This window comes from Paenibacillus ilasis (genome assembly GCF_043195395.1).
Classification (GTDB): Bacteria; Bacillota; Bacilli; order Paenibacillales; family Paenibacillaceae; genus Paenibacillus_AQ; species Paenibacillus_AQ lautus.
Genome location: NZ_JBHDJG010000001.1, coordinates 3,351,689 through 3,376,713, shown reverse-complemented (window position 1 = coordinate 3,376,713; position 25,025 = coordinate 3,351,689). Strand labels below are relative to the sequence as shown.

At 45.6% G+C, this 25,025-nt stretch carries 23 protein-coding genes and 1 pseudogene; 20 read left to right on the top strand and 4 right to left on the bottom strand.

Features of this window, described 5'->3' with window-relative positions; genetic code table 11:
• Positions 1-175: 175 nt before the first annotated feature.
• The 6 genes and pseudogenes from ACETK5_RS15115 (at position 176) to ACETK5_RS15090 (ending at position 4,029) form a co-directional block, all read left to right on the top strand.
• Positions 176-270, top strand: a pseudogene (locus tag ACETK5_RS15115) (putative holin-like toxin).
• A gap of 437 nt (positions 271-707) precedes the next feature.
• Complete coding sequence (locus tag ACETK5_RS15110; protein WP_100536621.1) at positions 708-1,214, top strand: P-loop nucleotide/nucleoside kinase family protein; 507 nt, start codon at positions 708-710, stop codon at positions 1,212-1,214.
• A gap of 211 nt (positions 1,215-1,425) precedes the next feature.
• Positions 1,426-1,878 (top strand): VOC family protein, encoded by a 453-nt coding sequence (locus ACETK5_RS15105; protein ID WP_100536622.1) that lies wholly within the window; start codon positions 1,426-1,428, stop codon positions 1,876-1,878.
• Between the two features lie 307 nt (positions 1,879-2,185).
• Complete coding sequence (locus tag ACETK5_RS15100) at positions 2,186-2,749, top strand: YdcF family protein (RefSeq protein WP_100536623.1); 564 nt, start codon at positions 2,186-2,188, stop codon at positions 2,747-2,749.
• Between the two features lie 216 nt (positions 2,750-2,965).
• Positions 2,966-3,526 carry a hypothetical protein gene (locus ACETK5_RS15095; protein ID WP_394056549.1) on the top strand — a complete coding sequence of 187 codons (561 nt, stop codon included), beginning with the start codon at positions 2,966-2,968 and terminating at the stop codon, positions 3,524-3,526.
• 293 nt (positions 3,527-3,819) lie between these two features.
• On the top strand, positions 3,820-4,029 hold the full coding sequence (locus tag ACETK5_RS15090; RefSeq protein WP_243390633.1) for a GNAT family N-acetyltransferase: 210 nt from the start codon (positions 3,820-3,822) through the stop codon (positions 4,027-4,029).
• An 82-nt stretch (positions 4,030-4,111) separates the two neighbouring features.
• Here the strand turns inward: ACETK5_RS15090 and ACETK5_RS15085 are convergent, their stop codons facing one another.
• Both ACETK5_RS15085 and ACETK5_RS15080 read right to left on the bottom strand, forming a co-directional pair.
• Positions 4,112-4,981, bottom strand: a complete 870-nt coding sequence (locus ACETK5_RS15085) for a stalk domain-containing protein (RefSeq protein ID WP_394056547.1) — start codon at positions 4,979-4,981, stop codon at positions 4,112-4,114.
• 411 nt (positions 4,982-5,392) lie between these two features.
• A complete protein-coding gene (locus tag ACETK5_RS15080; RefSeq protein ID WP_100536626.1) occupies positions 5,393-5,611 on the bottom strand; it encodes a helix-turn-helix domain-containing protein in 219 nt (72 codons plus the stop codon).
• Between the two features lie 85 nt (positions 5,612-5,696).
• Between ACETK5_RS15080 and ACETK5_RS15075 the strand changes: the two genes are divergently transcribed.
• The 8 genes from ACETK5_RS15075 (at position 5,697) to ACETK5_RS15040 (ending at position 13,832) form a co-directional block, all read left to right on the top strand.
• Positions 5,697-5,978, top strand: a complete 282-nt coding sequence (locus ACETK5_RS15075; RefSeq protein ID WP_100536627.1) for a DUF6809 family protein — start codon at positions 5,697-5,699, stop codon at positions 5,976-5,978.
• Positions 5,979-6,441: 463 nt separating this feature from the next.
• Positions 6,442-8,028: a PucR family transcriptional regulator gene (locus ACETK5_RS15070; protein WP_394057443.1), complete on the top strand. Its 1,587-nt coding sequence runs from the start codon at positions 6,442-6,444 to the stop codon at positions 8,026-8,028.
• 395 nt (positions 8,029-8,423) lie between these two features.
• Positions 8,424-9,527, top strand: coding sequence for a DUF917 domain-containing protein (locus tag ACETK5_RS15065; protein ID WP_394056545.1), 1,104 nt, complete (start codon positions 8,424-8,426; stop codon positions 9,525-9,527).
• Positions 9,520-11,070 (top strand): hydantoinase/oxoprolinase family protein, encoded by a 1,551-nt coding sequence (locus ACETK5_RS15060; protein ID WP_394056543.1) that lies wholly within the window; start codon positions 9,520-9,522, stop codon positions 11,068-11,070. The genes ACETK5_RS15065 and ACETK5_RS15060 overlap by 8 nt, the downstream gene beginning before the upstream one ends.
• An 837-nt stretch (positions 11,071-11,907) precedes the next feature.
• Entirely contained in the window at positions 11,908-12,306 is a 399-nt protein-coding gene (locus ACETK5_RS15055) for a hypothetical protein (RefSeq protein WP_394056541.1), read from the top strand.
• A gap of 239 nt (positions 12,307-12,545) precedes the next feature.
• Positions 12,546-12,734, top strand: coding sequence for an AAA family ATPase (locus ACETK5_RS15050; protein ID WP_394056539.1), 189 nt, complete (start codon positions 12,546-12,548; stop codon positions 12,732-12,734).
• A gap of 81 nt (positions 12,735-12,815) precedes the next feature.
• Positions 12,816-13,283 carry a DUF2691 family protein gene (locus tag ACETK5_RS15045; RefSeq protein WP_394056537.1) on the top strand — a complete coding sequence of 156 codons (468 nt, stop codon included), beginning with the start codon at positions 12,816-12,818 and terminating at the stop codon, positions 13,281-13,283.
• A 276-nt stretch (positions 13,284-13,559) separates the two neighbouring features.
• Positions 13,560-13,832 carry a GNAT family N-acetyltransferase gene (locus ACETK5_RS15040; RefSeq protein ID WP_394056535.1) on the top strand — a complete coding sequence of 91 codons (273 nt, stop codon included), beginning with the start codon at positions 13,560-13,562 and terminating at the stop codon, positions 13,830-13,832.
• Between the two features lie 140 nt (positions 13,833-13,972).
• Here the strand turns inward: ACETK5_RS15040 and ACETK5_RS15035 are convergent, their stop codons facing one another.
• Positions 13,973-14,842: a cation diffusion facilitator family transporter gene (locus tag ACETK5_RS15035; protein ID WP_394056533.1), complete on the bottom strand. Its 870-nt coding sequence runs from the start codon at positions 14,840-14,842 to the stop codon at positions 13,973-13,975.
• A gap of 481 nt (positions 14,843-15,323) precedes the next feature.
• Positions 15,324-16,454, bottom strand: a complete 1,131-nt coding sequence (locus tag ACETK5_RS15030; protein WP_394056531.1) for a GntR family transcriptional regulator — start codon at positions 16,452-16,454, stop codon at positions 15,324-15,326.
• A 415-nt stretch (positions 16,455-16,869) separates the two neighbouring features.
• On the opposite strand from ACETK5_RS15030, the gene ACETK5_RS15025 reads away from it, so the two are divergent.
• From ACETK5_RS15025 to ACETK5_RS15000, 6 genes are all read left to right on the top strand, one after another.
• Entirely contained in the window at positions 16,870-18,249 is a 1,380-nt protein-coding gene (locus ACETK5_RS15025) for an ABC transporter substrate-binding protein (protein WP_394056529.1), read from the top strand.
• Between the two features lie 78 nt (positions 18,250-18,327).
• A complete protein-coding gene (locus ACETK5_RS15020) occupies positions 18,328-19,221 on the top strand; it encodes a carbohydrate ABC transporter permease (RefSeq protein ID WP_394056528.1) in 894 nt (297 codons plus the stop codon).
• 11 nt (positions 19,222-19,232) lie between these two features.
• Positions 19,233-20,051, top strand: coding sequence for a carbohydrate ABC transporter permease (locus tag ACETK5_RS15015; RefSeq protein WP_394056526.1), 819 nt, complete (start codon positions 19,233-19,235; stop codon positions 20,049-20,051).
• Between the two features lie 72 nt (positions 20,052-20,123).
• Complete coding sequence (locus ACETK5_RS15010; RefSeq protein WP_394056524.1) at positions 20,124-22,892, top strand: alpha-mannosidase; 2,769 nt, start codon at positions 20,124-20,126, stop codon at positions 22,890-22,892.
• 16 nt (positions 22,893-22,908) lie between these two features.
• A complete protein-coding gene (locus ACETK5_RS15005) occupies positions 22,909-24,123 on the top strand; it encodes an enolase C-terminal domain-like protein (RefSeq protein WP_394056522.1) in 1,215 nt (404 codons plus the stop codon).
• Between the two features lie 24 nt (positions 24,124-24,147).
• Positions 24,148-25,023 (top strand): NAD-dependent epimerase/dehydratase family protein, encoded by an 876-nt coding sequence (locus ACETK5_RS15000; RefSeq protein ID WP_394056520.1) that lies wholly within the window; start codon positions 24,148-24,150, stop codon positions 25,021-25,023.
• The last annotated feature ends 2 nt before the right edge of the window (positions 25,024-25,025 follow it).

The window sequence follows — 25,025 nt, the reverse complement described above, 5'->3', positions numbered from 1 at the left end:
GTCGTGAATACAACAACGTTATCTGAAAGGACAGCCAATGGTTATAAATCCATATTTAGAATCGAAAAACCAAACTCATAATAAGAACGCTTGTACGCAGATGTAAATAAAGGTAAAATATAACTACAATTGAATCTTGGGCGGTCATGGTTTCCCTTCGAAAGGAGGTGAAGCCATGAAAGTGAAAGATACACTAACGATATGTTCCTATTTGGATCATTCATTCTTGCACTTTTAACTTACATTAATAATAATAACAAGAGAAAGTAAAAACCCACCCTAAGGTTGACCGCCGAAGGTGGGTTTCCGATCGTAAATGACTAAGAAGGGATTACCCATCCAAGCCAATTGTATGGACCAAGTGTTAACGCACTTGGTCTTTATTAAATATATAATACCATACTTGAAAAGAATCAAAGAACTAATTGAGTTAGAAAACATTGTTGAAGAGGCATATAGACTGATATTGAAAGTTATTCGAAGATGGCATCCCCATCACATAATATCGTCTCTACGCTCCGGGCCGTTCGGCCCTTGGTTCGCGAGAAGTGGTAGGCAGAGAAGCTGAATCAGTTCACAACCCTGCGAGGCTAAGTCCGTTGGACCCGGCGCGGCGCGCCTTAAGCCTCTTGGATTCGTAGATACACAAGCGTCATAAGAAATCAGCACAAATACAAAAAAATTAAAATCGAAAGGAGATGAGGTTATTGCTTTATATATTTAGTGGACTGCCGGGTAGCGGTAAGACCACATTATCATCAGCTTTAGCACGAGAAATAAGTGCTACGTATCTTCGGGTCGATGTCGTGGAGCAGGCTATGCGGGATTCGGGAAAGAGAATCGAAGGACCTGAGGGCTACATTGTGTGTTATGCAATTGCATCGCAGAATCTCCAATTGGGCCTAGACGTGATTGCAGACACAGTTAACCCCATTCAGATTACGCGCCATGCTTGGCGCAACGTGGCGGATTCTCTTGGAACTCCTTATGTGGAAATAGAAGTGATTTGCTCTGACGATAATGAACATAGGCATCGAATTGAAACCCGTGCAGCCGATATTCCAGGCTTTGTTCTTCCGACATGGGAGCAGGTCAGAAATCGAGAGTATGATGTTTGGGACCAAGATCGCATAGTCATAGATACAGCCCATCAAACTGTGGAAGAAAGCTTAAATACATTATTTAAACAATTAGAAGATAGAGTGAAATCTTGAAAAAATTAAATGAAATATTGTTGGCATCTCAAAGAAGGCAAGTACATCTTATATTATTATATTCACGCGGCGGGCCGGCTGACGCCGTCCCTGGGTCCGCCCGAAGCATTTCGAGGAAGTGGATCAGACTGGACACCCCGAAAACCCATTCTTTAATGAAATAATCTTGAAGATAATCAGGTGAGAAATTTGTACACGAGGAGAAAAAACTATGGAAAATAATAAATTACTAAGAATGGACAATATCGGCATCGTTGTAGAATCCCTTGATGACGCAATTTCTTTCTTCGAGGAGATTGGCTTGAACCTCGAAGGGCGAACCACTGTCGAAGGTGAATGGGCTGGTCGCGTAACCGGACTAGGTTCTCAGTGTGTAGAGATTGCTATGATGGTAACCCCGGATGGCCACAGCCGACTTGAACTTTCGCGATTTCTCACTCCACCTACGATATCAGATCACCGGACGGCTCCTGTAAACTCCCTTGGTTATCTACGCGTCATGTTCACAGTTCAAAACATTGACGAGATGGTATCCAGACTTACTAAGCATGGTGCTCAGCTCGTTGGCGAAGTGGTTCAGTACGAAGATTCGTATCGGCTCTGCTACATTCGTGGAACCGAAGGACTTCTAATCGGTTTGGCGGAACAACTCGGTAACAAATAAGCAGCTGCAAATGACGTTTTATAATTATAAAAGCCTTTACTGAAATATACATGGCTGGAGTATAAATTGAAACAGATAAGCAGTGTGAAAGTAACTCGAAGAAGCCAATTACGTCATATAATACCCGATTCACGCTGCGAGGCTGTCGCCCCTTGGTCCTCCCGAGGGTTTTCGAAGAAGTGAATCAGGCGGACAACCCTGCACTGTCTAACGGGTTCGCGGCCGTTCCCTTCGGTCACTTAAGGCAGTGAGGGGGCGTAAATGCAAGAACGTTATATGAAAGGAATGCATATTTGGAGGTGTCACCTTGAAGCAATATCCTTTTGATTGCATTACTCAACTAGTATTTGTAAAAGAAGAAGAGCTTTTACCGGCAGATGTCATCCTTGTTCCCGGAGGAAGTCATACAAAGCCGATGAAGATTGCATGTGATTTATATAAATCTGGATTAGCACCATATATACTTCCATCCGGTGGTCATAATCCTAAGTTAGCAATCACTGAATGGGAATTTCAAAGAGACATTGGTTTGTCACTTGGAATTCCTAAAGAGGCAATTCTTAAAGAGGATCAAGCTAAGAACACATTCGATAATGCAAGAAACTCATGGCAAGTCTTAAAAGAACATAACATTAGTGTCACTCGAGCTATTATAGTTTGTAAATCATTTTTCTCAAGACGTGCATTAATGACTTATCAAACAGTATTCTCGTCAGATATCGTTTTCCAAGTAAAGCAAGATGATTTTAGAATAAGCAAGAATAACTGGTTTTTAAATGACCAAGGTATCAAGTATGTATTAACAGAAGCTGAGAAAATTACTAAATACTTTGGTCATCACATACCAAACTGGGTAAAGAAATTGTCTTAAACTCGAAGAAGGCATTCCCATCATAAAAGACTCATTCAAGCTGGGTGCCAGAAAGCTGCCCCATGGCGCCGAGAGGCATTTCGAGGAAGTGGAACCAGGCGACAACCTGCACCGACTAAGCGCATCGCGGCCGCTCCCGTTGGTCTCTTAAGTCGGTTGGACGTCGTGAATACTGAAAAGTTATCGGAAATTTCCCATGAAAGAGGTTTTTAGTTCGTGGAAACAAGAGTAGAAAAATATAAAAAAAGAAAAAAAGAATTGCAAAAGCAAATTTTAGGTATACCTAGAATGCTATTTTTCCTGATTATCAGCCTTTTTGCATATATGATTTCAATCTTATTATGGGCAAAGTCACTTAGTGGAACTGTTTATTACGATTTGCTGGATACTATTATTACAATAAATTTAATGGCTGTTGGTTTATTTATGGGTCTTTGTTATATGAATTTAAAGTTTTTTATTGTCTTAGTGAAGTCATTATTAAAGATAATGTTTACGGTTTGGATTGTAATAATTGTTCAATTTTCTTCAATGGAACAGCTCGAACAGAATGTCTGGATCATTCTTTCAGCATTCTTTTTTGTATACTTAGAGGTTCTAATAGATATTAATGATTGTTTATTTCAGGTGAAGGATGATTTTAAAGTGCCGAAGTTTAAATTTTTAACATCTACCTTTTTAAAAGATAATTCTATATCAATTTTGTTTCTAAGTATTATTAATGGAGTTTTGTCTTTCTTTATTATAGATGTATTAGATACGATAAAGGCATTTTAGGGTGATTCGAGGAAGCGGGAAACTCCCGATAACATTATATCCACGCTTCGGAGCCTGACGGCTCCTCGATCCGCCCGAAGGGGATTGGAAAGGAAGTGGATTCAGGCGGACACATCCGCACCGACTAACCGCATCGCATCCGAACCAGGCGGGTCCTTAAGTCGGTGGGACGTCGGTAATACAGTAACGTTATATGAATTTACCGTAAATCTAATAAACAACTAAAGGAATAAACCAAAAAAAGGGTGTAGTTTATAGTGATTTATCCGAATATTGAAACCGAAAGACTGTTCATGAGAGAACTAAATTTAGATGATGTTGAAGCAGTTTATAAACATTTTTCATTTCCAGAAGTAACAAGATTTATGGACATTGAGGTATGTAAAGATTTGCGAGAGGCAGAGGAGATTATTGCTTTCCATATACACGATTCAGGCTGTAGATATGGGTTATTTAATAAAGAGAATAATGAACGTATCGGGACATGCGGTTTTCATTGCTAGTCAACAGAGAATCAAGAAACGAAAGCTGGAATAATCAAAGCCCACTCAAAGAAAAATCCCACTGGTTAAGTGGGAAGGTAAATCAGAAGTAAGTATAACCGAAATCATGGCTTTCAGTTATCGTTTTGTTTTGTTTTATCGTTACTTCTTTAAGTTTATACTTCTGCAATTTCAGATGGTTCTCAAGGATTTCCATGGTTTCATGATCAAATATCTTACTAAATTGAGCATAATCATAACTATCGACTGTCATGTCGCTATTTGTGTTGTTGGAATAAATATATAAAAAATATTTACCAGCTGGTACATCGTCGATATTATAGTAACCATTGCCATCCACAACTGCTGTATGAATATTGTTGTTGTCTTCTTCAGTTTGTTTGTTGGTTAATGCAAAAAAAGGACTATTTATTTTGTTGTTCGTGGTTGTTGGGATAAGCGCCACTTTAGCACCGATATCCGGTTTTGTTCCAATGTACTGATTGTACTGCCAGGTGATTGAGCCCTTGATGTTACCAGTTTCCGTTGGAGAGTAGTTACCGAAACTAAAAATTTTATCTTCTTTGGACACTTTGAATTCCTTACCAGTTATTGCCGTGAAGAATTGCGTGGATACCATAGTCTTACCTTTACTTGAGAAAGCAGGGTAAGTAGTTTGTTTTTTCTTTCCATTTAGGGTGTATGTCTTATCATTCAATTTGAATTTAATAGTATTTTCATTTTTCTTAACCGTATAATTCTTTGCTTTTGCATCATATGAGTATGTAATTCCAGATGACTCTGCAAGAGCTTTGATATCTAAATAATTTACTTTGTTTTTTTCTATTACTTCTGCATTAACAAGTATTCCATCTAAAAATACTTGAAACTTAGATGCTGCATGTCCAGTTGCAGGGAAGACCAAGCAAAGCAATAATACGAAACTTAAAAAATGATACAACTTCTTCTTCATGTTTATAAACCCCCGTAGGTTAAATTTGACAATTACAATAGTAACATATTCACCCGACTGAGTATATAGTCTTATATGGCTTGACGTGTTGAGTAGGTATAATTGCACATATCGAATAATAGGGAATTAACTGATGGCTATTTTTTATACTGCAGATACATACTTCTGTCATAAAAATGTTTAGTTATTTGAGTTGAGGGCTATGACTCCAGATAACACTGTATCTACGCTGCGGTCTTTGCCCTTGGTTCTCAATATGTAGTGAGCATAGGAGAAGACTCAGCGAACAACCCTGCGAGGCTAAGTCCGTCGGACCCGGCGCTTTCGCCTTAAGCCTCTCGGGTTCGTAGATACAAAAACGTTAAGCGAAAATCAACGAAAGTTGTATTAAGAATCATATTGACGCTTATTTCAATCAGTAGGGTAAGCCTTCTTGATGTTGGTTCTGTTCAGAAGATAGTCCGTACTGGTTTGATGGAAATCGGCAAGTTTAATTAGTATTGCTGTAGGGATGTCAACTTCACCGCGTTCATAATTGCTGTAGATACGTTGACAACAGTTTAGATAAGCAGCAATTTGTGACTGCGTCAAGTCTTTATCTTCGCGTAGGCTTCGGATTCTTTGGTACATGCCTAACACCTCCATAACCAAGATAATCTAGCGAGTTATTCGCTAAAATATTCTGTGATTAACTTATTGGAGGGAGAGGTAGGGAATGAACAGTATATTGGAGCAATTATATTTTGGAGAAATTAAACCTGAAGAAATGATTGTGCCAAAGAATCTTGAGTACAGATCTATAAATAACGAAATTTCCAACTCGAAGAATCACCTTAAGATGAAGCTATCACAAAATGATATGGAACTTCTTGAAAAAACATTTGATTTACTTAACAGATCTGTCTCAATATATTCAACAGAGGTTTTCATCTATGGTTTTAAAATGGGTGCTCAAATGATTACTGAAGTGTTTGCTAATAGAGAATTGTCTAATTGATATTTATAAACATTTAAAGTTTGTATGAAGGGTATTTTTTAGTTCAAGGATATAGTTGTTCAAAGAGGTCGTTGATTTCAGTTAACAATCCATTCACGCTGCGGCACGCCCTTTGGTTGTCAGATGTATAATCAATCATGGAAGAAGCTCAGCAACACTCGACCCGGCCTAAGATAAGTGCTATCTAAGGCTGGGTCATTTCGTGAATACAGGAACGTTATAAGAAATCCTTAACAGGAGATGAATATGGGTACGAGTCGAATGGGACTCAGCATCTTAGTGGACCCGACCGAGTATGCAAAAATTTCATATAGGCTGCTACGTTATGCGAGCATCATAGCTTGGTTTTAACAGGCTATTTCTACGAGGATCTACTACTGGATGAATGATCTATTGTAGATGTAGACTGCGTGCAGATTGAAGACTAAGAGCAGCATGAATCGAACAAAAAAGTGGTGGTTGAATTGGGGTAACCGTTAAAGATTTACTGCAGCTGCCTTCATTTCGAGGAGCTCAGGTGGTCACTGGAACAAGCAGGCTTCATCAGACCGTTTCCTCTTTATCTGTGTTAGAGGTAGCGGATGTCAATTTCTTCTCGCAAATTATTCAAACCGTTCAAGAAGAGTGGTATGCTGAAGAATTGGTCATCAGCTCTTTTTATTCCATTAAGGACAGCGTGGAGCAGCAATGCAAAACGGTTCAATATTTGCATGACCTTGGTGAAGTGGGATTGATTTTGTATTATGTTGGCATTGTCATGCCAGATATAGACGATGAAGTGCTCGAGCTGGCCGAATCTCTGAATTTTATTATCATTTGCATGCCGAGAAGCGATTACTCTCTTAGGTATAATGAAGTCATTTATGAAGTCATGGAGGCGATCGTAAGCAATCAGAATGTGAATGAGCATTTCGTGAATGAATCACTGGAAAAGGTCTCGCTGCTGCCGGAACATTTGCGGAGCGTGGAAATTACCCTTAAACTGCTGTCGGACCGGATGAAAGCGAACATCGTTCTGACAAACAGCAACCTGGATATCATCAATCGTGTCATGTGGCCGCGTAATTCATCACTCGATGTTGCGAGTCTAATCCGGTCCATGGCGCCTTCCATTTTGAACGGTAGAGTGGGAGAAGGAGAAGAGCTGGATTCGTCCTGCTTTGTTGAATACAAACGTGTTCACCAAAAAAACGGGGAGGTCCTCTACCTGTTTCTCATTAAAGAGAATACGAAGCTGCCTCCGAAGACGATGGATCAAATCAGCGAGGTGGTGCAGGTGGCCATCAATTTGTGGGGAGACAAGCATAACGAGGTCAGCGAATACGCTTTGGTTAAAGCCATCGTCAATGATGAAAGCGAAAAAATGCGCAGATTGGCCAGTTTGCTTTATATTGACGTTTCCGCCATCCAAATGATGTGGCTCGTTTACATTCGGGATTTGTCGGAGGAAAGAAGGATAAGAGAAGACTTAAAAGCGCATCTCTCGCAATATTATAAAACCGCGGTCATTCAAACGATCGATCACTGCGTTGTCGTGTTGCTAGGGAATTGTTCATATAAATACAATGAGTTTGAAATTGCAGCGGAATATATCGAAACCACGAGTCTCATCGCTGAAATACCAAGCATCGTTTATTCTCCGAGGATGCGGAACACCCAGGACGTACGCCGAATGTACCAGCTCGTAAACGGAGTCTCTAAAGAGGTCCACCGCATCTATCATCACCGCAAACTATACACCGCGGCTGAAGTCCGTTCCATGAAACGAGCTATAGACCTCAGTAAACAAGGGGAAGAGATCACGGAAGAATGCTTGTCCGTCATCGAGCCGATTATGGACGACCCTGACGCATTGAAAACCCTGATGACTTTTCTTCTGGATGCGAAGGGGAATATGGATGACTGCAGCAAGCTGTTGTTCGTCCACAAAAATACGGTGAAATATCGCATTAAAAAAATTTGTGAGCTCATAGGATATGATGTGACCATAAACTCGGAATCGTACGATGTTTATACCGCCTGCATGGTCCACCGTCTCATCCATAACTAAAAAGTTCCGATGTTTTGTCCAATCAGACAAAAACATCGGATTTTTTTTTGTTTTCTGAAAAAGACGCTGACCACCTTCATCTTTTACAATAAGGAAAAAGTATTCGAATAATCAGCATCCCGAGTTTGTCGGTAGGGAATGTGCTTATTGCATGCATGGGGCTATCGAAGGCATTGCTTGTTACGTTAGCAGGTTGCTCCATGAGTGTGCTGCTCATGATTTTCCAGGGGTAATTAAAGCACGGAATAAGGAAGGACGACGGTGTGTGATCCTTGTTCCCAAGCTTGCCACAGGTACCGAATCAGTCGTTGATCGGGATTGTCATCTCTTTTGTCGTGTATTATACAGACTATCGTTTATCGGATCAGAAAACCGTTATATTGGAGGAATAATGAATGAGATATTTAGATAAAGCAGCTGTTGAAAACATCGCCGTCGGCGCAGCATTTCTAGGAACCGGCGGAGGGGGAGATCCTTACATCGGGAAATTGATGGCTCTCTCGGCCATTGAGAAGTTTGGACCTGTAAAACTATGCTCAGTCGATGAGATTCAGGATGAGGACTTTTTCATTCCAGCCGCGATGATGGGGGCGCCTTCTGTATTGGTGGAGAAATTCCCTAAAGGGGACGAGTTTGTTAAGGTTTTTCAAAAATTAGCGAATTACTTGGGAAAAGAACAAATCGCCGGCACGTTTCCGATGGAAGCGGGAGGCGTCAATTCCATGATTCCCATCGTCGTTGCGGCGCAGCTGGGATTGCCTCTGATCGACTGTGACGGTATGGGGAGGGCGTTCCCGGAGCTTCAAATGGTGACGTTTAACCTGGACGGCATTCCGACGACACCGATGGCGATTTCGGATGAAAAAGGAAACATCGGCATCTTTGAAACCATTGATAATAAATGGACGGAACGGCTCGCCAGAGCGGCCACGGTTGAAATGGGCGCCAGTGCTTTAGTAAGCCTGTACCCGGCAACGGGTGCTCAAATGAAGCAAAGCGGCGTTCATCATATTGTGACTCTCTCCGAACAGATTGGAGAAATCATTACATCGAAGAATCGGGACGCGGGCGATAAGCTTCAAGAGCTGCTGAGCCTTGTGTCCGGCTATGAACTTTTCCAAGGTAAAATCGTGGATGTCATCCGGGAAACCAAGGGAGGATTTAACCTCGGTCAAATGCATCTCGAAGGAATCGAGGCGTTTAAAGGCGGAGAGATGAAGGTTCATTTTCAAAATGAAAACCTGATTGCTGAAAAGAACGGTCAAGTGGTAGCGATGACCCCCGATTTGATCTGTCTGGTTGATTACGAAACCTTGTCGCCTGTAACCACGGAGAGCCTGAAATACGGTAAACGCGTACGTGTTATTGGACTGCCCGCTCATGAAAAGTGGAGAACGGAAAAAGGGATCCAGACGGCAGGACCAAGATACTTCGGATATGATTACGATTATGTTCCTATCGAGAATTTGGTGAAAAAGGCGGTGCCTGAGAATGTATAGAATCGGGATCGATGTAGGCGGCACCAACACGGACGCCATCATTATGGATGAGCATTATCATCTGATTCATGCGGTGAAATCACCAACAAGTCTAGATATTAAAACGGGTATTGAAACCTCGCTCCGGAATTTGCTGCAGGAATCGAATATGGATAAAACCCAAATCACGCATGCCATGTTAGGTACAACCCAGTGCACGAATGCCATTGTTGAACGCAAAAAGCTGGCCCAAGTCGGCGTCATTCGTCTGGGTTATCCGGCAACGGCTTCCGTTGCTCCGTACACGTCCTGGCCAGAGGATATGGTTCAGAAGCTGTCGGGAAAATATGCTCTCGTTCATGGCGGATATGAATATGACGGCCAAGTGCTTGGAGAAGTCGATGAAGCTGAAATTAGAGCTCTTTTAGAGGAATGGGGGAGCAGTGTCGAGTCCATCGCCGTCATTGGGGTGTTTTCATCCATTAAAAATGATCAGGAGCTCCAGATTCGCGATCTCATCCATCAAGTGTATGGACCGGGATTCCCTGTTTCCTGTTCTTCCCTGATCGGTTCGGTTGGTTTAATAGAGAGGGAAAATGCAACCATACTCAATGCAGCATTGTGCAAGGTTATTGAAACGACGACCCGAGGATTTGTGCAGGCGTTAGAAGAAGAAAGCATCACAGACGCAGCGGTGTTTTTATGCCAGAATGACGGTACCTTAATGTCGATCGATTACGCTAAACAATTTCCGATCTTAACCATTGCATGCGGGCCAACGAACAGCATACGCGGTGCCTCTTATTTGGCGAAGATCAAGGATACGATGGTTCTCGACGTGGGAGGGACGACATCGGACATCGGGGTTTTGCAGGACGGGTTCCCGAGAGAATCCTCGGTTGCGGTCGAGGTTGGCGATATCCGCACGAATTTCCGCATGCCGGATATTATCTCCGTTGGGCTGGGCGGCGGAAGCATCGTGCGCTCGGAGAACGGCAAAATTACGGTTGGCCCTGACAGCGTAGGATACAAGATTGGACAGGAAGCGCTGGTATTTGGCGGGCATACGCTGACTACAACAGACATTGCCGTTCGGCTGGGTCTCGCGGATGTCGGGGATATGAGCTTGGTAGCGCATCTGGATGAAGACTTCGCTAAAAAGGTGCAAACTGAAATTGCAAACATCCTTGAGCAGGCCATTGATAAAATGAAGACATCGTTGGGAGACGTTGAGCTTGTTTTGGTAGGTGGCGGCAGTGTCGTTATACCGGATACGATTCGCGGGGTATCCCATATGATTAAGCCTGAGAACGGGGGCGTAGCCAACGCCATTGGTGCGTGTATTGCTCAAATTAGTGGACAATATGAACAAATTTATATCTATTCTACAGAGCCCCGTGAGGATTCATTAAGAGATGCGCAAGAAAAAGCCGTGAAGCAGGCGGTGCTGGCTGGCGCTGATCCGGCTACGGTAGAACTCGTGGAAGTGGAAGAAACCCCGCTGGCTTATCATCCGGGAAATGCGACGAGACTGAGAGTGAAAGTCGTAGGAAACATGAGGTAGGAGAGAGGCTTCACATAAGTTTATACAACTTGTGTGAGGCTCTTTTTTGTTATCGGTGAGGTGCAGTGTGATGCATGGAAAAGAGATTTCACTCATTCTATATGAACGCTAATTTCGGGGAAGTAGAATCTGCCGGACACATCCGACCGTGTCGGACGCCATGAATACAAGAACGTTAAGTGAAATTATTGCAGACAGCATTACAGACCTTATATAAATAAAAATAAACAAACATAACCTATAAAAGTGTTATACATTGAGTTATACTGAGGTAAGAATAAGTAAGAAGCCGTTCGGGAACACGACTCCAAAGCACAATAACTGCATGAAGAACAGTCGGCCACAGGAGTTAGGTCGAGAAACAGACCGTTACCTTAGCGAGGGCGGTCTATTTCTTTTTCATGTAGGTAAGCAATGCCAAAATGCATGCCGAACATGAACATTAAGGAAAGTGCATCTTTGACCTCCATGGGCATCACCTCCCTTCTGGGAGATGATAAGATCATGAATTACTAATTGAGAAAATAAAAGATTGAATAACAAAAGTATGTATTTGTAGGAATCACAAGAAAGGCAGTAACATCACTTAACAATGCATCTACGCTGCAGGGCTTTCGCCCCTTGATTATTGGACGGTTTAACAAGAAGAATATTATAACAACACACGACCCGGCCTAGGATAAGACTATCTAAGGCCGGGTCGCGCACGTAGATGCGAGAACGTTATGCCATGTTAGGTCAAACAATATATGAAATCAATGCAAAAAGGAGATGGAAATCCTGGAGAGACTAAGGTGTTTTTTCAAAGTATCACGGATATTCATAATAATTTTTGTTTTGTCTATACTCGGATTAATCCTCTATTTCACTTACCCATTAAAGATTCAAAATGTATTACAACATACGGATAATATTGAGAGAATTCATGTTATGTATATTTCTAATGGTAACTCTACTGAATACTTGTTAGCCAAAGATCAGGGGATAAACTTTGATGAGGTAATTCAAATATTAGGTGCGATTACATACACTAGAAAATTTAATACATTTCGAGGTGGGTTTGGTGATGTAATTATCATGACAGTCGTGTATAGGGAAGAGGATGGAGTAAGTAATAACTATTCTGTTGATATTCGTGAATTAGGGATCATTATTAGTCATGAAAAGGAATATAGAATGAACGGGGATTCAAAAGAAGTAATAAATAAACTTGTTGATTGGATAACGCGTCAATGAAAGTAAACTCGGGGATGGCGCTGAATGACATAAATGAAAAGTATGGTATTCAAGAAGGATATATTTTTAGTCCAGCAGATAGCAAGGAAGAAGCAAATGAACTAATTAAGAAAGAACTAATGAAAGTTACTCAATCAAGTCGCATACTTTAGGTAACAATACATTCACGCTGTGGCTCGCGTGAGGGTTCGTGAATGCCTAAACATTAAGTGTGAAATCATCGCAAATCTTATTGAAAGTTGGTCAAGAAGTTGAAAATACGAATTATTGGCGGATGTGGAAGTGGAAAGACATTTATAGCTAAACAGCTATCTAAACAATATGGGATACCCCATTTCCAGACTGATAACTTAGTTTGGAATAGAACGAATAATAAAAAATATCCTGAAGAAACACGCGATTTAAGAGCCTTGGAGTGCAGATACTAAGGGAAGATATGGGCTATATAAGGGAGATCGATGTTGTGAATACGGAATGTTATCAGAAATCAGCGTAAAGATGGTGAATAAATGAAAAGAGGCATAAGTTTTGAAATCCCAAATTCATATGGAAGTTTTCTTGGAGAAATATTAAAACCAATCGATATAACTACCTTCAATTGGCTTATTGGTGGAGAAGAGTCATATTTTATTGTTGATAATAATATAGGAGAGAGTCTATTTCCTGACATGGTTATTGGAATGAATGGAGAAGACCTTAAAAAGATTATTGAAAATGACAAGTACTACTTAATATTTGCTAATTTAAAGGCTTATCCAAAAGGATCAAATATAAAAGATGTAATATCATATGACGAATATCTTTCGAGTGAGTGTCAGATTGTTCTTCTAGTGATTGATAGTGTATACATAACCGTTTATTGCAAAGACCTTGAGAAGCTTGAAGACTTATATAATCATATAAAGAAACAGGGGTTTGAATCTCTAGAATATATAACTGATGAAAATGATACAAGGACAGGACTTTCAGTCTGGTGATTAAAAATAAAGATTAATTGTGGCGTGTAGTTCAAGGAAGACGCGGACATCTGATAACAATATATTCACGCTTCGGGTCATTCATCCCTTGGTCCGGCCGAGGTTTTTCGAGGAAGCGGGAGCAGCTGGACACATCCATCCCCCTTAGATAAGAGCTATCAAAGGGGGATGGACGTCGTGAATTCGCGAACGTTATCGGAAATGCTGTAAAACAGTTCTTCAAACAAATCATGACAAAAGATACGAATTTCTTTTATGTGGTTAGAGACGGTGATCATGATATGGGGTATGTATGGTTGGAGAAAAGAGAACACCAAGAAAATGCTTTTTTGTAATTCATATGAATCCATATTTTTGCATCATCTTAATGTTCTAAGTGCATACAGGAGCACTGGGGTAGGAAAACGATTGATAGAAACAGTTTATGAAGTGGCAGAAAGTAGCGAAGTAAAGAAAATTGAATTAGATTACTGGGCGAATAATGAAGTTGCTAAGAGTTTCTATGAAGGATTTAAAAGATATAGAGAATTTCTTTATAAGGATTTATGATAAAAGCTTCAATTGAAGAATAAATCAATCCTAGAACATATAGCGGAGCAATAAGTAAAATGAATAAAGTGAAAGGTGCGGCCAACAGGAATGTGGCCGGACCTTTTTCATTGCTTATGTCACTTGGTAATGTTGGAGGCTTAACTCGGTTCAATATGAACATGTACGTCATAAACGCCGTGTGTTTCTTTTAGTTCATGCTCCACCTGGTCAGAAATATCATGGGCGACCCGGATATCCAGATTCGACCTGACCAGGATGACGATGTCGACAACCGTGTTGCTGCCATAATTCCTTGCCCGGATGTCTTTGACTCCCTTAACGCCAACCACTTGTTTTACGGTTTCTTTATAGTCTTTGACAATGTTCTCATCGAAGCCATCGGTTAAATGATGAGAGGCATCCCGGAATATATCCCAAGCGGTTTTACATATCAGGAAGCCTACCAATACGGCGGTAAGCGGATCGAGCCATGGCAGATGAAATTGGGCGCCGATGATACCGACGACCGTACCGATGCTGACCCAGGCATCCGACAGGTTGTCCTTGGCAGCCGCCATAACGGCCTGACTGTTTACTTTGGCGGCTAGGCGCTTATTGTAGCGGTAGACCAAGTACATCACAATGGCGCAGCCCATGCCGGTCCATGCGGATATAAGATCAGGCGATGCATGGTTTCCTTCAAACATGGAAGATACGGCCCCGAACAGGACCTGGATCCCGACGGCCATCATGATGAAGGAAGCAATCAAGGAGGATACCGTTTCCGCTTTCCAGTGACCGTATGGATGATCCCGGTCCGCAGGTTTTTGCGATAATCGCAGTCCGATCAATACAGCAATGGACGCCACGATGTCTGTGGCATTATTTAATCCGTCCGCCCGCAGGGCCTCGGAGTTGGCAGTGTAACCTATCCATAATTTGATTGCAGATAGACAGATATAAGCAATGATACTGATGATCGCACCTTTTTCACCCAATTTTAAATCCTGATAACGTTGTTGTTCCAAATCTGGCCGACTCCTTCCCGCACGCCCCCAAAAATAGTACCTGACTATATTACCAAGCAGAGCAGGGGTGGGTCTAGAGCAACGTTTTTTCCTATCACTTAATAAGTGACAAGGGGCAAAAAGAGTTGCACCAGACTAAGAAAGATAGATTCAAATAAAACACAAAAACCGCTGGCGGCAGGCCGGCGGTTTTTTGTAATTATATATCAAACGTCGATAAGCAGCCTCCAAATCGAGTTTCCACCTATCGTATGTTATCGATTATTTTTCCGGGATTTGCGCCGGATAATGCGTATCATCAGCATGATGGAGAGAATCCCGATTATGGCATGCATAGGCCTCTTGCCCCCTGAAGGTTCATGATGGATCATCGGCTACGCATTCATATTATTCACGATGGAAGGACAGTGCTTGGGTTGTTAGGCTCAGTAGGTCCACAGAATCGAGAGTGAACACGCATTGATGATGGATAGTCGACATGTTATGGCGTTCGGTTCGTTTCCCTCGCTTTTGCCGTTGATTGGCGGGGAACCAGAACCGTGGGCAGCTTGATCTGCTGGTATTCGCTGCTTTGATTCTCTATTTGCTTTATAATCAGCCTGCCGGCTTCACGACCGAGTTCGAGCTCCTGCTGGACGACGGCCGTAGGGGGAATGATGCAGAAGTCCGGATACTCCACATCATCGAAGAATACAACCGATAGATCCTCCGGCACGGAGATGCCGAGTTGTAAAGCAGCTTGAATGACATGCGGGCTGAAATTAGAGGACAAGAGAGCCGTCATCTGCGGATTCGCCTTTAAAAACTGCTGGATCATGGCGATAACCTCCTCGTCACTGCTGGTCATCGTCAGTTTTGTCATCTGCATGCCGCGATCGATGAGAATGTGGCGGTCCTCAAGGGCTTTTTCGTAGCCGTGTAACCGGTCTTCGATGCTTGAAGTTCCTTCAACAAGTGTAGAGATAAACCCAATTTGGCTATGACCGAGCTCATGCAGATGGTTGACGGCTTGTATGGCCGCCGCATAGTTATCCGAGCTGATCGAATTGGTGTCCACTCCCTTTAGTTCGCGGTCAAGCAGGACAAGGGGGAAGCGGTTCAGCGTAAGCGACAGGATTTCGTTGTTGTAGTGCTCTCCTTCCACGGGATAAATGATGAGACCTTTTACTCCGGCCTGCTTCATTTCTTGGATCCTCAGAATTTCATGTTCCTGGGAGTCATTGGTTTTCGCGAATAAGAGCTGGTATCCGTTAGCGGACAGGGTATCTTCGATTCCGCTCAGCAGATTGGCGGTGAACCGGTTGTCCAGACGGGGCAGGAGAAAACCGATTGTCGGCACTGTGTGAGTCGCTTTTTCGTCTGAAGAGATACTTGATATATCCTCCGGGTGGTGGTCGGACACAAAGGTGCCCTTGCCCTGCAGTCTGTAGACTACTCCTTTATCCACCAGTGTCGTCAGTGCATTCTTCACCGTAATTCGACTGACGCCGAATTGTTCTGCGAGTTCATTCTCGGAAGGAATGCGGCTGCGAGGTTTCCAATATTCGTTTTGAATCTGTTCAATGATAAACGTTTCGATTTTCTTGTACATGGGCGTGAATTTTTTTACCATGGCATTTATCTCCAATCGCTAATAGATCCGATTTAAATATATTATAAAAATACAACATATACAAGTGTTGTTTATTTATATCAAGTTATCATGAGGATGAAAATGAGAATCAATCTTTGTTTATGCCTGTTAAACCTGAGATGTCTTATTGTTAAAGAAAATGTCGGATGGATCCAGCTCCTAGGTTGTATTAAAAAATAAACATTTACATCAAAAAATATGTTGTTTATATTGTTATTAAAGTTATTGGATAAAACGTTTCCAATACGACGTATTCATCTCATATGAATGACAGGACGCATGAATGTTCCTTGAGATCAAAAGGAGGTGTAGCAGCTTTTATCCGGATATGGCTAGTCATAATGAGTTCGTAACTGAAGGACATTCAAAAATCGAAGATAAGGGTGGTTGCACAATGAAAGCCAGAGCAGGAATGATGATTACGCTGTTGACTGTTTTTTCTCTATTTGTAAGCGCTTGCGGTGGAGGCCAATCAAGCGGAACTGATTCGGGCACTAATAAAGAACTGACGATGTGGACCTGGAAGGTGGCTTATACGCCGGGAATCGAGGCTGCCGCGAAACTGTACGAGGAGAAAACAGGCGTCAAAGTAAAATTGGAGACGTTCACGCCGGACGATACGTACCGCCAGAAATTTCAGGCTGCCGCTAACTCCAAGAATCTGCCGGATATCGTGAATTGGTGGGCAACTGCCGGCGATTCCATCGAGAACTCTGTAATGGAGCTCTCGGGAGAGGTAGGTGACGATATCTTGAGCACCTACTACAGTGCAGCTATGGATCCGATCATCGTCACGCAGAGTCAGGTTGATTCCTGGCAGGAAGACAAGAACGCCACAACGATTCAAAAGTCGCTGAAGGCTGGCCAGTTCTACGGACTGCCCTTGGATATCGGCGGATTCTTTACCTTCTATGGTAACAAGAAGCTGATTGAAGAAGCGGGTCTGACGGCGGAAGCGCCAAAGACCTGGGAGGAATTCGTCACGATGATGGAGACGATCAAAGAGAAGACGGGAACGCCCGGATTGGTATTCGGAGCCAAGCTTCCTGATTTGTGGGAGAACTGGGCCGGATCGGCTTTGTCCATCATGCTGAATGAACCGCAAGGTTATATCGATCTGCTCGAACGCAAGTCCAAAATGAGCGATTCGGCTAATTTACCGGTGGTGAAAGCGGTTGAAACGTTAGCCAATAAAGATCTGTTAATGCCGGGCATTCTTTCGACGGATATCGATGGTGCCGATCAGGCATTTGCCGCAGGCAAAGCTGCTTTTGACCTGGGTGGTTCCTTCACGATGTCGACGCTGCTGGCCATGGGGATGAATCCGGAGGATATCATTACTTTCCCGGTGCCGCCGCTGGAAGGATCGAAAATTACGAGCTGGACGACGGATCCTTTTACTTTGACGATGCTGTCTGTGAACAAGGATTCCAAGAACAAGGATCAAGCGCTCGACTTCATTAAATTCCTGACCGCCGATCCGGATGCTGCCGTTGCGTTTGCTAATGCAGCGTATACCGTACCGGCACTGAATCTGGGTGACCGCGCGCAGGATCTGGACCCGAACCTGAAGTCGATATCGGATGCGTTCGCAGCGGAGCCTGGGCCGTACAGCCAAGCGTCCCCGGCGATCAATACGTATCGCGGCAAGCATAAAGAGTGGGAAGTATACGCCCAATCGATGCAATCCATGATCGAGAAGAAAATGACGGCCGAAGAAGTGGCCAAAACATTCGACGACACGATGGAAAGTCTGAAAGCCAGCGGCAACTAAGCCGCATACCGGAGCGATCGACCGGACCCACTACGGGTTCAGTCGATCGCTAAATTGAGAAGCCAAAGGTGATGGATCATGATAAAGAGTCGAAATAAGTGGGTGCCTTATCTTTTTTTGCTGCCCGGCGTACTTCTGTTTCTTGCCATCGGCATTTACTCGGTCGGATTCTCGATCATGCTCAGTTTTTATAACTGGTCAGGAATTGATTTTTCAACGGCGCGGTTTGAAGGTCTCGCGAATTTCCGTCAATTCCTGCTTGGCGATGATCCGATCGTAACCCGGAATTTCTATAACGCGGTGCTCCATAACTTGGTGATTGCCGTTTCCCAGGTCATAGTCGTCGTACCGATCGCGCTTGTCCTGGCCTTTGTGCTGCAAAACACGAAGGCGGCATCCTGGTACCGGACGATTTACTTCCTGCCGATGATTGCATCCGGCGTAGCGATTTTCTATGTATGGAAAGGACTGTTTGAACCAAGCGGAGCGTTCAACTCGCTGTTCCTCTGGCTGGGGCTGGATTTTCTGGCGGTGCCCGGGGGGATGCTCGGTAGTTCATCGACCTCCTTGCTCGGCATTATTCTGACATCCATATGGGGCGGATTGCCTGGAACGCTGATTCTGTATTACGCAGGTCTGACGTCCATCGATCCCACCCTTTACGAAGCGGCAAGCGTAGACGGCGCCAAAAAATCTACGATGATCATGAGAATCACGTGGCCGCTGCTGAAGCCGATTACGCTCATTGCGGTCATCCAGATGGTGAACGGTGCCTTCCAGGCCTTCGAGAATGTATTCATCATGACGGGCGGGGGACCGGCCGGAAGCTCGGAGGTTATCGGCACCCTGGTGTATCGAACAGCTTTCCTGAACAATGACTACGGTCTGGCCAGCGCGATTGGATGGGTATCTTTTCTGATTACCGGCGTTATCGCCATCTTCAGCATCCGTTCCTTCCAGGCGGACATCTAAAGGAGGATCACATGGTCAAACTTATTAAACACGTCGTTCTAATCCTGTACGGATTGACCTGCCTGTATCCTTTCGTCTGGATGATCGGCACCTCGCTGAAAACGTCGCAAGATGCGCTGGCCAATCCGCAAAGTCCTTTTCCGCAAGCCGCTCCGGCCTGGTCCACGTTCGGAGAGGTCTGGAACAAACTGAACTTCTATCAGTTTTTTGTCAACAGCGTGATCGTGAGTGCGGTCGTCATTGTCGGCGTCATCCTGATCTACACCATGATGGCATTTTCGTTTGCGAAGTTTATATTTAGAGGCAAAAAATTCATCTACTACATGTTCATTGCGCTGCTGCTTGTTCCGGGGGTAACTACACTGATCCCGCTTTATATCAACATGACAAATCTGGGGCTGCAAAATACGTACGTCGGCATGATCCTGCCCATGATCAACGGCGCTGCGCCGTTTGCCATTTTCCTGTTCACCAGCTATTTCCGCACGATTTCGCATGAGCTCTACGAGAGTGCCGTGCTGGACGGCTGCGACAACTTCAAAATCTACTACAGGATCTACCTGCCGCTTGCTTTGCCTGCAATCGGGACGATTGCCATCCTGAACTTCATCGGCAGCTGGAACAATATCCTGTGGCCGATGATCATCGTGGACAGCCGGGATATGTTCACCTTGCCTATGGGCCTGATGTACCTGGATTCTTCCTCATTCAAGAAATGGAATGAATTGATGGCGGGCGCTTTGATTACGGTCATTCCGATTCTGGTCGCGTTCCCGTTCATGCAGAAGATGTACGTCAAGGGGATGACGGTCGGCTCGGTCAAAATGTAATAATGCTTGGATTCGTAATCATCGACAAATGAATTAACCGGAACTAAACCTTACAAGATTGGGATGAACTGGATGACTACAAAAACAGCGCACGTTATCGCGCATTCGCATTGGGATAGAGAGTGGTATCTGCCATATGAGAAGCACCGGCTGAAGCTGGTTCGGCTGATGGAAGATTTAATCGAGACGTTTGAAAAGGACCCGGAATTTACAAGCTTTCACCTGGATGGCCAATATATCGTGCTGGAGGATTATTTGGAGATCATGCCGCACAGGGCGGATCAGGTCCGATCCTTAGTTGAACAGGGCAAGCTGATCGTGGGCCCTTGGTACATCCTCCAGGATGAATTCCTGGTCAGCAGCGAAGCCAACGCCCGCAACCTGCTGATCGGCATCATCGCTTCAAGGAAAATGGGCGGTTACCCGAGGATCGGTTATTTTCCGGATTCCTTCGGCAACATGGGGCAGGCGCCGCAGCTGATTCGTCAGGCGGGCATAGAAGTAGCCGTCTATGGACGCGGCGTGAAGCCCGTGGGATTCAATAATGAAATCCAGTCCGGCAGCGAGCATACCTCCAAATACTCGGAGATGCATTGGGAGTCTCCGGACGGTTCCAGGGTGCTGGCGATTCTGTTCGCCAATTGGTACAACAACGGGATGGAGATTCCGGCGGAGCCTGATGAGGCAAAAGCGTACTGGACTCAGAAGCTTGCCGAAGCCGAGGAATTCGCTTCAAGCCCGGAGCTGCTGTTCATGAACGGTTGCGACCATCAGCCGCTCCAGAAGGATCTGACGCTGGCGTTGCAAACGGCCGCCAACCTCGTGCCTGGCGTGACGTTCCGTCACTCCAGCTTTCCGGAGTATATCGCCGCCTTGCGGAGTGCGAGCCCGGAATCGCTGGACGTCATCCGCGGCGAGCTTCGAAGCCAATGGACCGACGGTTGGATTACGCTCGTGAATACGGCGTCCGCCCGTGTATATATCAAGCAGCAAAATGCGAAAACGCAAACGCTGCTGGAGAAAGTGGCCGAACCGCTGGGCGTCATGGCATCGCTGGCCGGTGCGGCGTATCCGCGGCATGAGCTGTTATATGCCTGGAAGACGCTGCTTCAGAATCATCCGCATGACAGCATCTGCGGCTGCAGCATCGACGAGGTGCACCGGGAGATGATGACGAGGTTTGCCAAATCCCAGCAGGTTGCCGAATCGGTTGCGGCGCAGAGTGCGGCTTGGATAGCCGAATCGGTAAATACCTCCGGTTTCGATCCGAGAGCGGCCCGCCCATTCGTAGTATTCAACACCTCGGGGCACAGCCGATCAGGAGTTGTTAGGGCAAAAGTGGATGTGGAGCGGCGGTATTTTGACCACCAGCCGCCACATTTGAAGTATCAGGAGTTCAAACAGCAATTTGAAACATTTGATCCGAAGGAGTGGATCGTAACAGACGGGAACGGGAAACAGGTGGAGGCCGTGATTATTTCAATAGGTCCGGTGTTTGGCTATGATCTGCCGGATGACCGATTCCGTCAGCCTTACTGGGCTTATCAAGTGGAAGTGGAGCTTTACGTTCAAGATATTCCAGGGATCGGATACCGCACGTTTGCCCTAGTCCGCAAGGATGTCAAAGGTGAGAAGGCGTGTAGAGCGCCCGTATCCTCTCAATTGGCCGCAGGCGATCAGGTCATGGAAAACCAGTTTCTCCGTATCGTGATTGCCAAAGACGGATCTTTTTCGTTATCGGATAAAATCAATGACCGCATGTATGAGGGACTTGGCATCTATGAGGATACCGGCGACATTGGAAATGAATATATGTACAGGCAGCCGGATGACGAAGTTCCACTGACCACTCAAGGGCTCCCAGCGAACATTAAGCTTATGCAACATACAGGGCTGAGGGTGGTATACCGGATCGAACACACCTGGAAGCTTCCGACCCGTGCGGATGACCTGCTGGATGAAGAGATTCGGTCCATGGTACCGTTCCGGTTCCGTCAATCCCGGCGGGTGAGCGAAATGGCGGAGGTCCGGCTTGTAACAGAGCTGACCCTTGAGAAGGATAGCCGTTCGGTCGGCATCAAGAGTTACATTGACAATACGGTGCGGGATCATCGCATCCGTATGCTGTTTCGAACTGGGCTTGAGGCAAAACATGCGACGGTTGACTCCATCTATGAGCTGGCAAAACGTCGAATTCAACCGGAGGCGGAATGGAGCAATCCGAGCAATACCCAGCATCAGAACTCGTTTGTCAGCATAAGCAGTGGCCATGAGGGACTGACGATTGCAAACAAGGGTCTAAACGAGTATGAAGTGCTTGCGGATCAGAACGTGCTCGCGATCACGCTGCTGCGCGGAGTGCGTGAGCTTGGGGATTGGGGAGTATTCGCGACGCCAGAAGCCCAGTGCCTGGGGCAGCACATCGCTGAGATGGAGCTGATTCCGCATGGTCTGGACGTGGTCAACTCCGGTGCCTATGTGCAGGCATATCAATTCTCGGTTCCATGGACGGTGCAGCAGACAGGAGTGCATGAAGGTCCATTGCCATCGTCACACGCGTTTTTACGATGGGAAGGGGAAGGTCTCGCGTTTAGTGCGTTAAAACGGGGTGAAGAGAGCGATGATATATTGTTCCGAGCCTTCAATGTGTCCTCGGAAGCAACTTGGATGAAGATAACTCCATCATTCAATGTCGATCAGGTATATGAAAGCACGATTATGGAAGATCAGGGAGGACCGATTAGTCGGGATGAAGCCGGTTACGTGCTGAAGGTAGGCCCGGCGAAAATCCAGACCATCGGCATTCAATCGGCTGCATGCAGATCCGATGGAATCTTTTAATGACGGAGGGAAGGGCATGGCTATCATTTCAGACATTCAATGTATTCGCACCCGGCATGACGGAAGCTGGGTCATCGTCAAAGTGCTGACTGACCAGGACGGCCTGTACGGGATCGGATCTGCCAGCGATATATACCAGCCCGGGGCGATTGTCAGCGTTATCGAAGAATTGCTGAAGCCGCTTCTGATCGGCCGGGACGCGAGCCAGATCGAGGACATCTGGCAAACCATGTATACCAGCGGGTATTGGCGCAACGGTTCTACGCTTCATACGGCGATGGGCGGGATTGATATGGCGCTGTGGGATATCAAGGGCAAGGAGGCGGGGCTGCCGGTATATCAGCTGCTCGGCGGCGCTGTCCGGACGGCGGTTCCTTGCTACGCGCATGCCAATGGTTCCTCCTATGAGGAGCTTGAGGAAGAGGTGCTGGCTTATCAAGAGCAAGGATATAACGTGATCCGCTGCCAGCTTGGTGGATACGGCGGCGGCGGTTTTGTATCCGGACGACAGCAGTCGTCCAGATTCCCTGCTGCCAACCGGTTTGATGAAGCCCGTTATATCACGGCCATTCCGGCCATGTTTGATAAATTACGTGTGCGGTTTGGCATGAATCTGTCATTTACGCATGACGTGCATGAGCATTTAACGCCTTCAGGTGCGGTTGCCCTATCCAAGCAGCTTGATCCATATCGCTTGTTCTTCTTGGAGGATCTGCTTCCGTCGGAGCACACGGACTGGTATCGCAGCGTGAAGTTGACCAGCACAACCCCGCAAGCCGTTGGCGAGCTGTTCGTACATCCTCTGGAATGGCTGCCCTTGGTCAAAGAGCGCTTGATTGACTTCGTAAGAATGCGTGTCTCCAAGGTCGGGGGGATTACCCCCTGCCGCAAAATCGCCGCCGTCTGCGAAGCGTTCGGCGTGCGGACCGCATGGCAGGAAGGCGGGGAGAATGATCCCGTGAATCAAGCGGCCGCAGCCCATTTGGACATGGCCATCATGAGTTTCGGCGTGCAGGAAAGCAATCATTTCCTTGCAGAGGAACAGGAAGTCTTTCCCGGACATGCGGTGCTGAAAAGCGGGCATCTGCAGGTTAACGACAAGCCGGGGCTCGGGATCGATATCGATGAGGCCAAAGCGACAGCGTTACTGCGTGATCCAAAACGCCTCACATCCTATCACCACCCATACAAGCTGGACCGCAAGCCGGACGGAACGCTACTTCGGCCGTAAGGCTAATGACAAGGAGGCATCATCATGAACAAAATCATCGTCACAGGCTCGGAAGGCAAACTCGGACATTACGTGGTGGAAGAGCTGAACCGGGCGGGTTACACGGTCATTGGCACGGATACCCGGCCGTCCAGCGGAAGGAACCGGTATGCCCGTTATGTTCAAGGGGATTTGAATCAACTCGGAGAGGTATATGGATTATTAGCCGAGGCGGATGCCGTGATTCATCTGGCGGCCATACCGAATCCTGTCAGTTATTCGCCTGAGCGGATATTCGCTAACAATGTCATGTCCACCTTTAACGTTATGGAGGCCGCATCAAAGCTGGGTATCCAGCGTGTCGTTTTCGGGTCCAGCGAGTCGGCTTACGGCTTTTGCTGGGCGAAGCATCCGTTTGCGCCTCACTATCTTCCCGTTGACGAAGGACATCCGCTACTGCCACAGGAGAGCTACGGACTATCCAAACAGACCAACGAGCTGATTGGCGACACATTTGCCAGGCAGGTGGACATGCAAGTATTCGCTATGCGGTTTTCTTTGGTTCTGACTCCGGAAGAGTATAGCCGCGAGATTGCTGCTTTCTCCGATACCTCCAGGCATCATCGCATTCTATGGAGTTACATCGATGCGAGAGATGCAGCCACTGCATGCCGTCTTGCGATAGAAACAGGACCTAATGAAGCGCTGGAGTCCTGCCGCCTGGATGTGACGTCCAGCGATATCCTCAGCGATATTGGTTTGGAAGAACTGGCACAGCAATATTATCCACAGGTACCTTTGTCAGGGACCTCTATTCAGGAATTGACCGCTTTCGTATCCAATCGGCGCGCGCGAGAGCGGCTGAACTGGAAGCCGGTGCATTCATGGAGGGAAGCGGTTGGACAGCAAGACATGCAATGAGG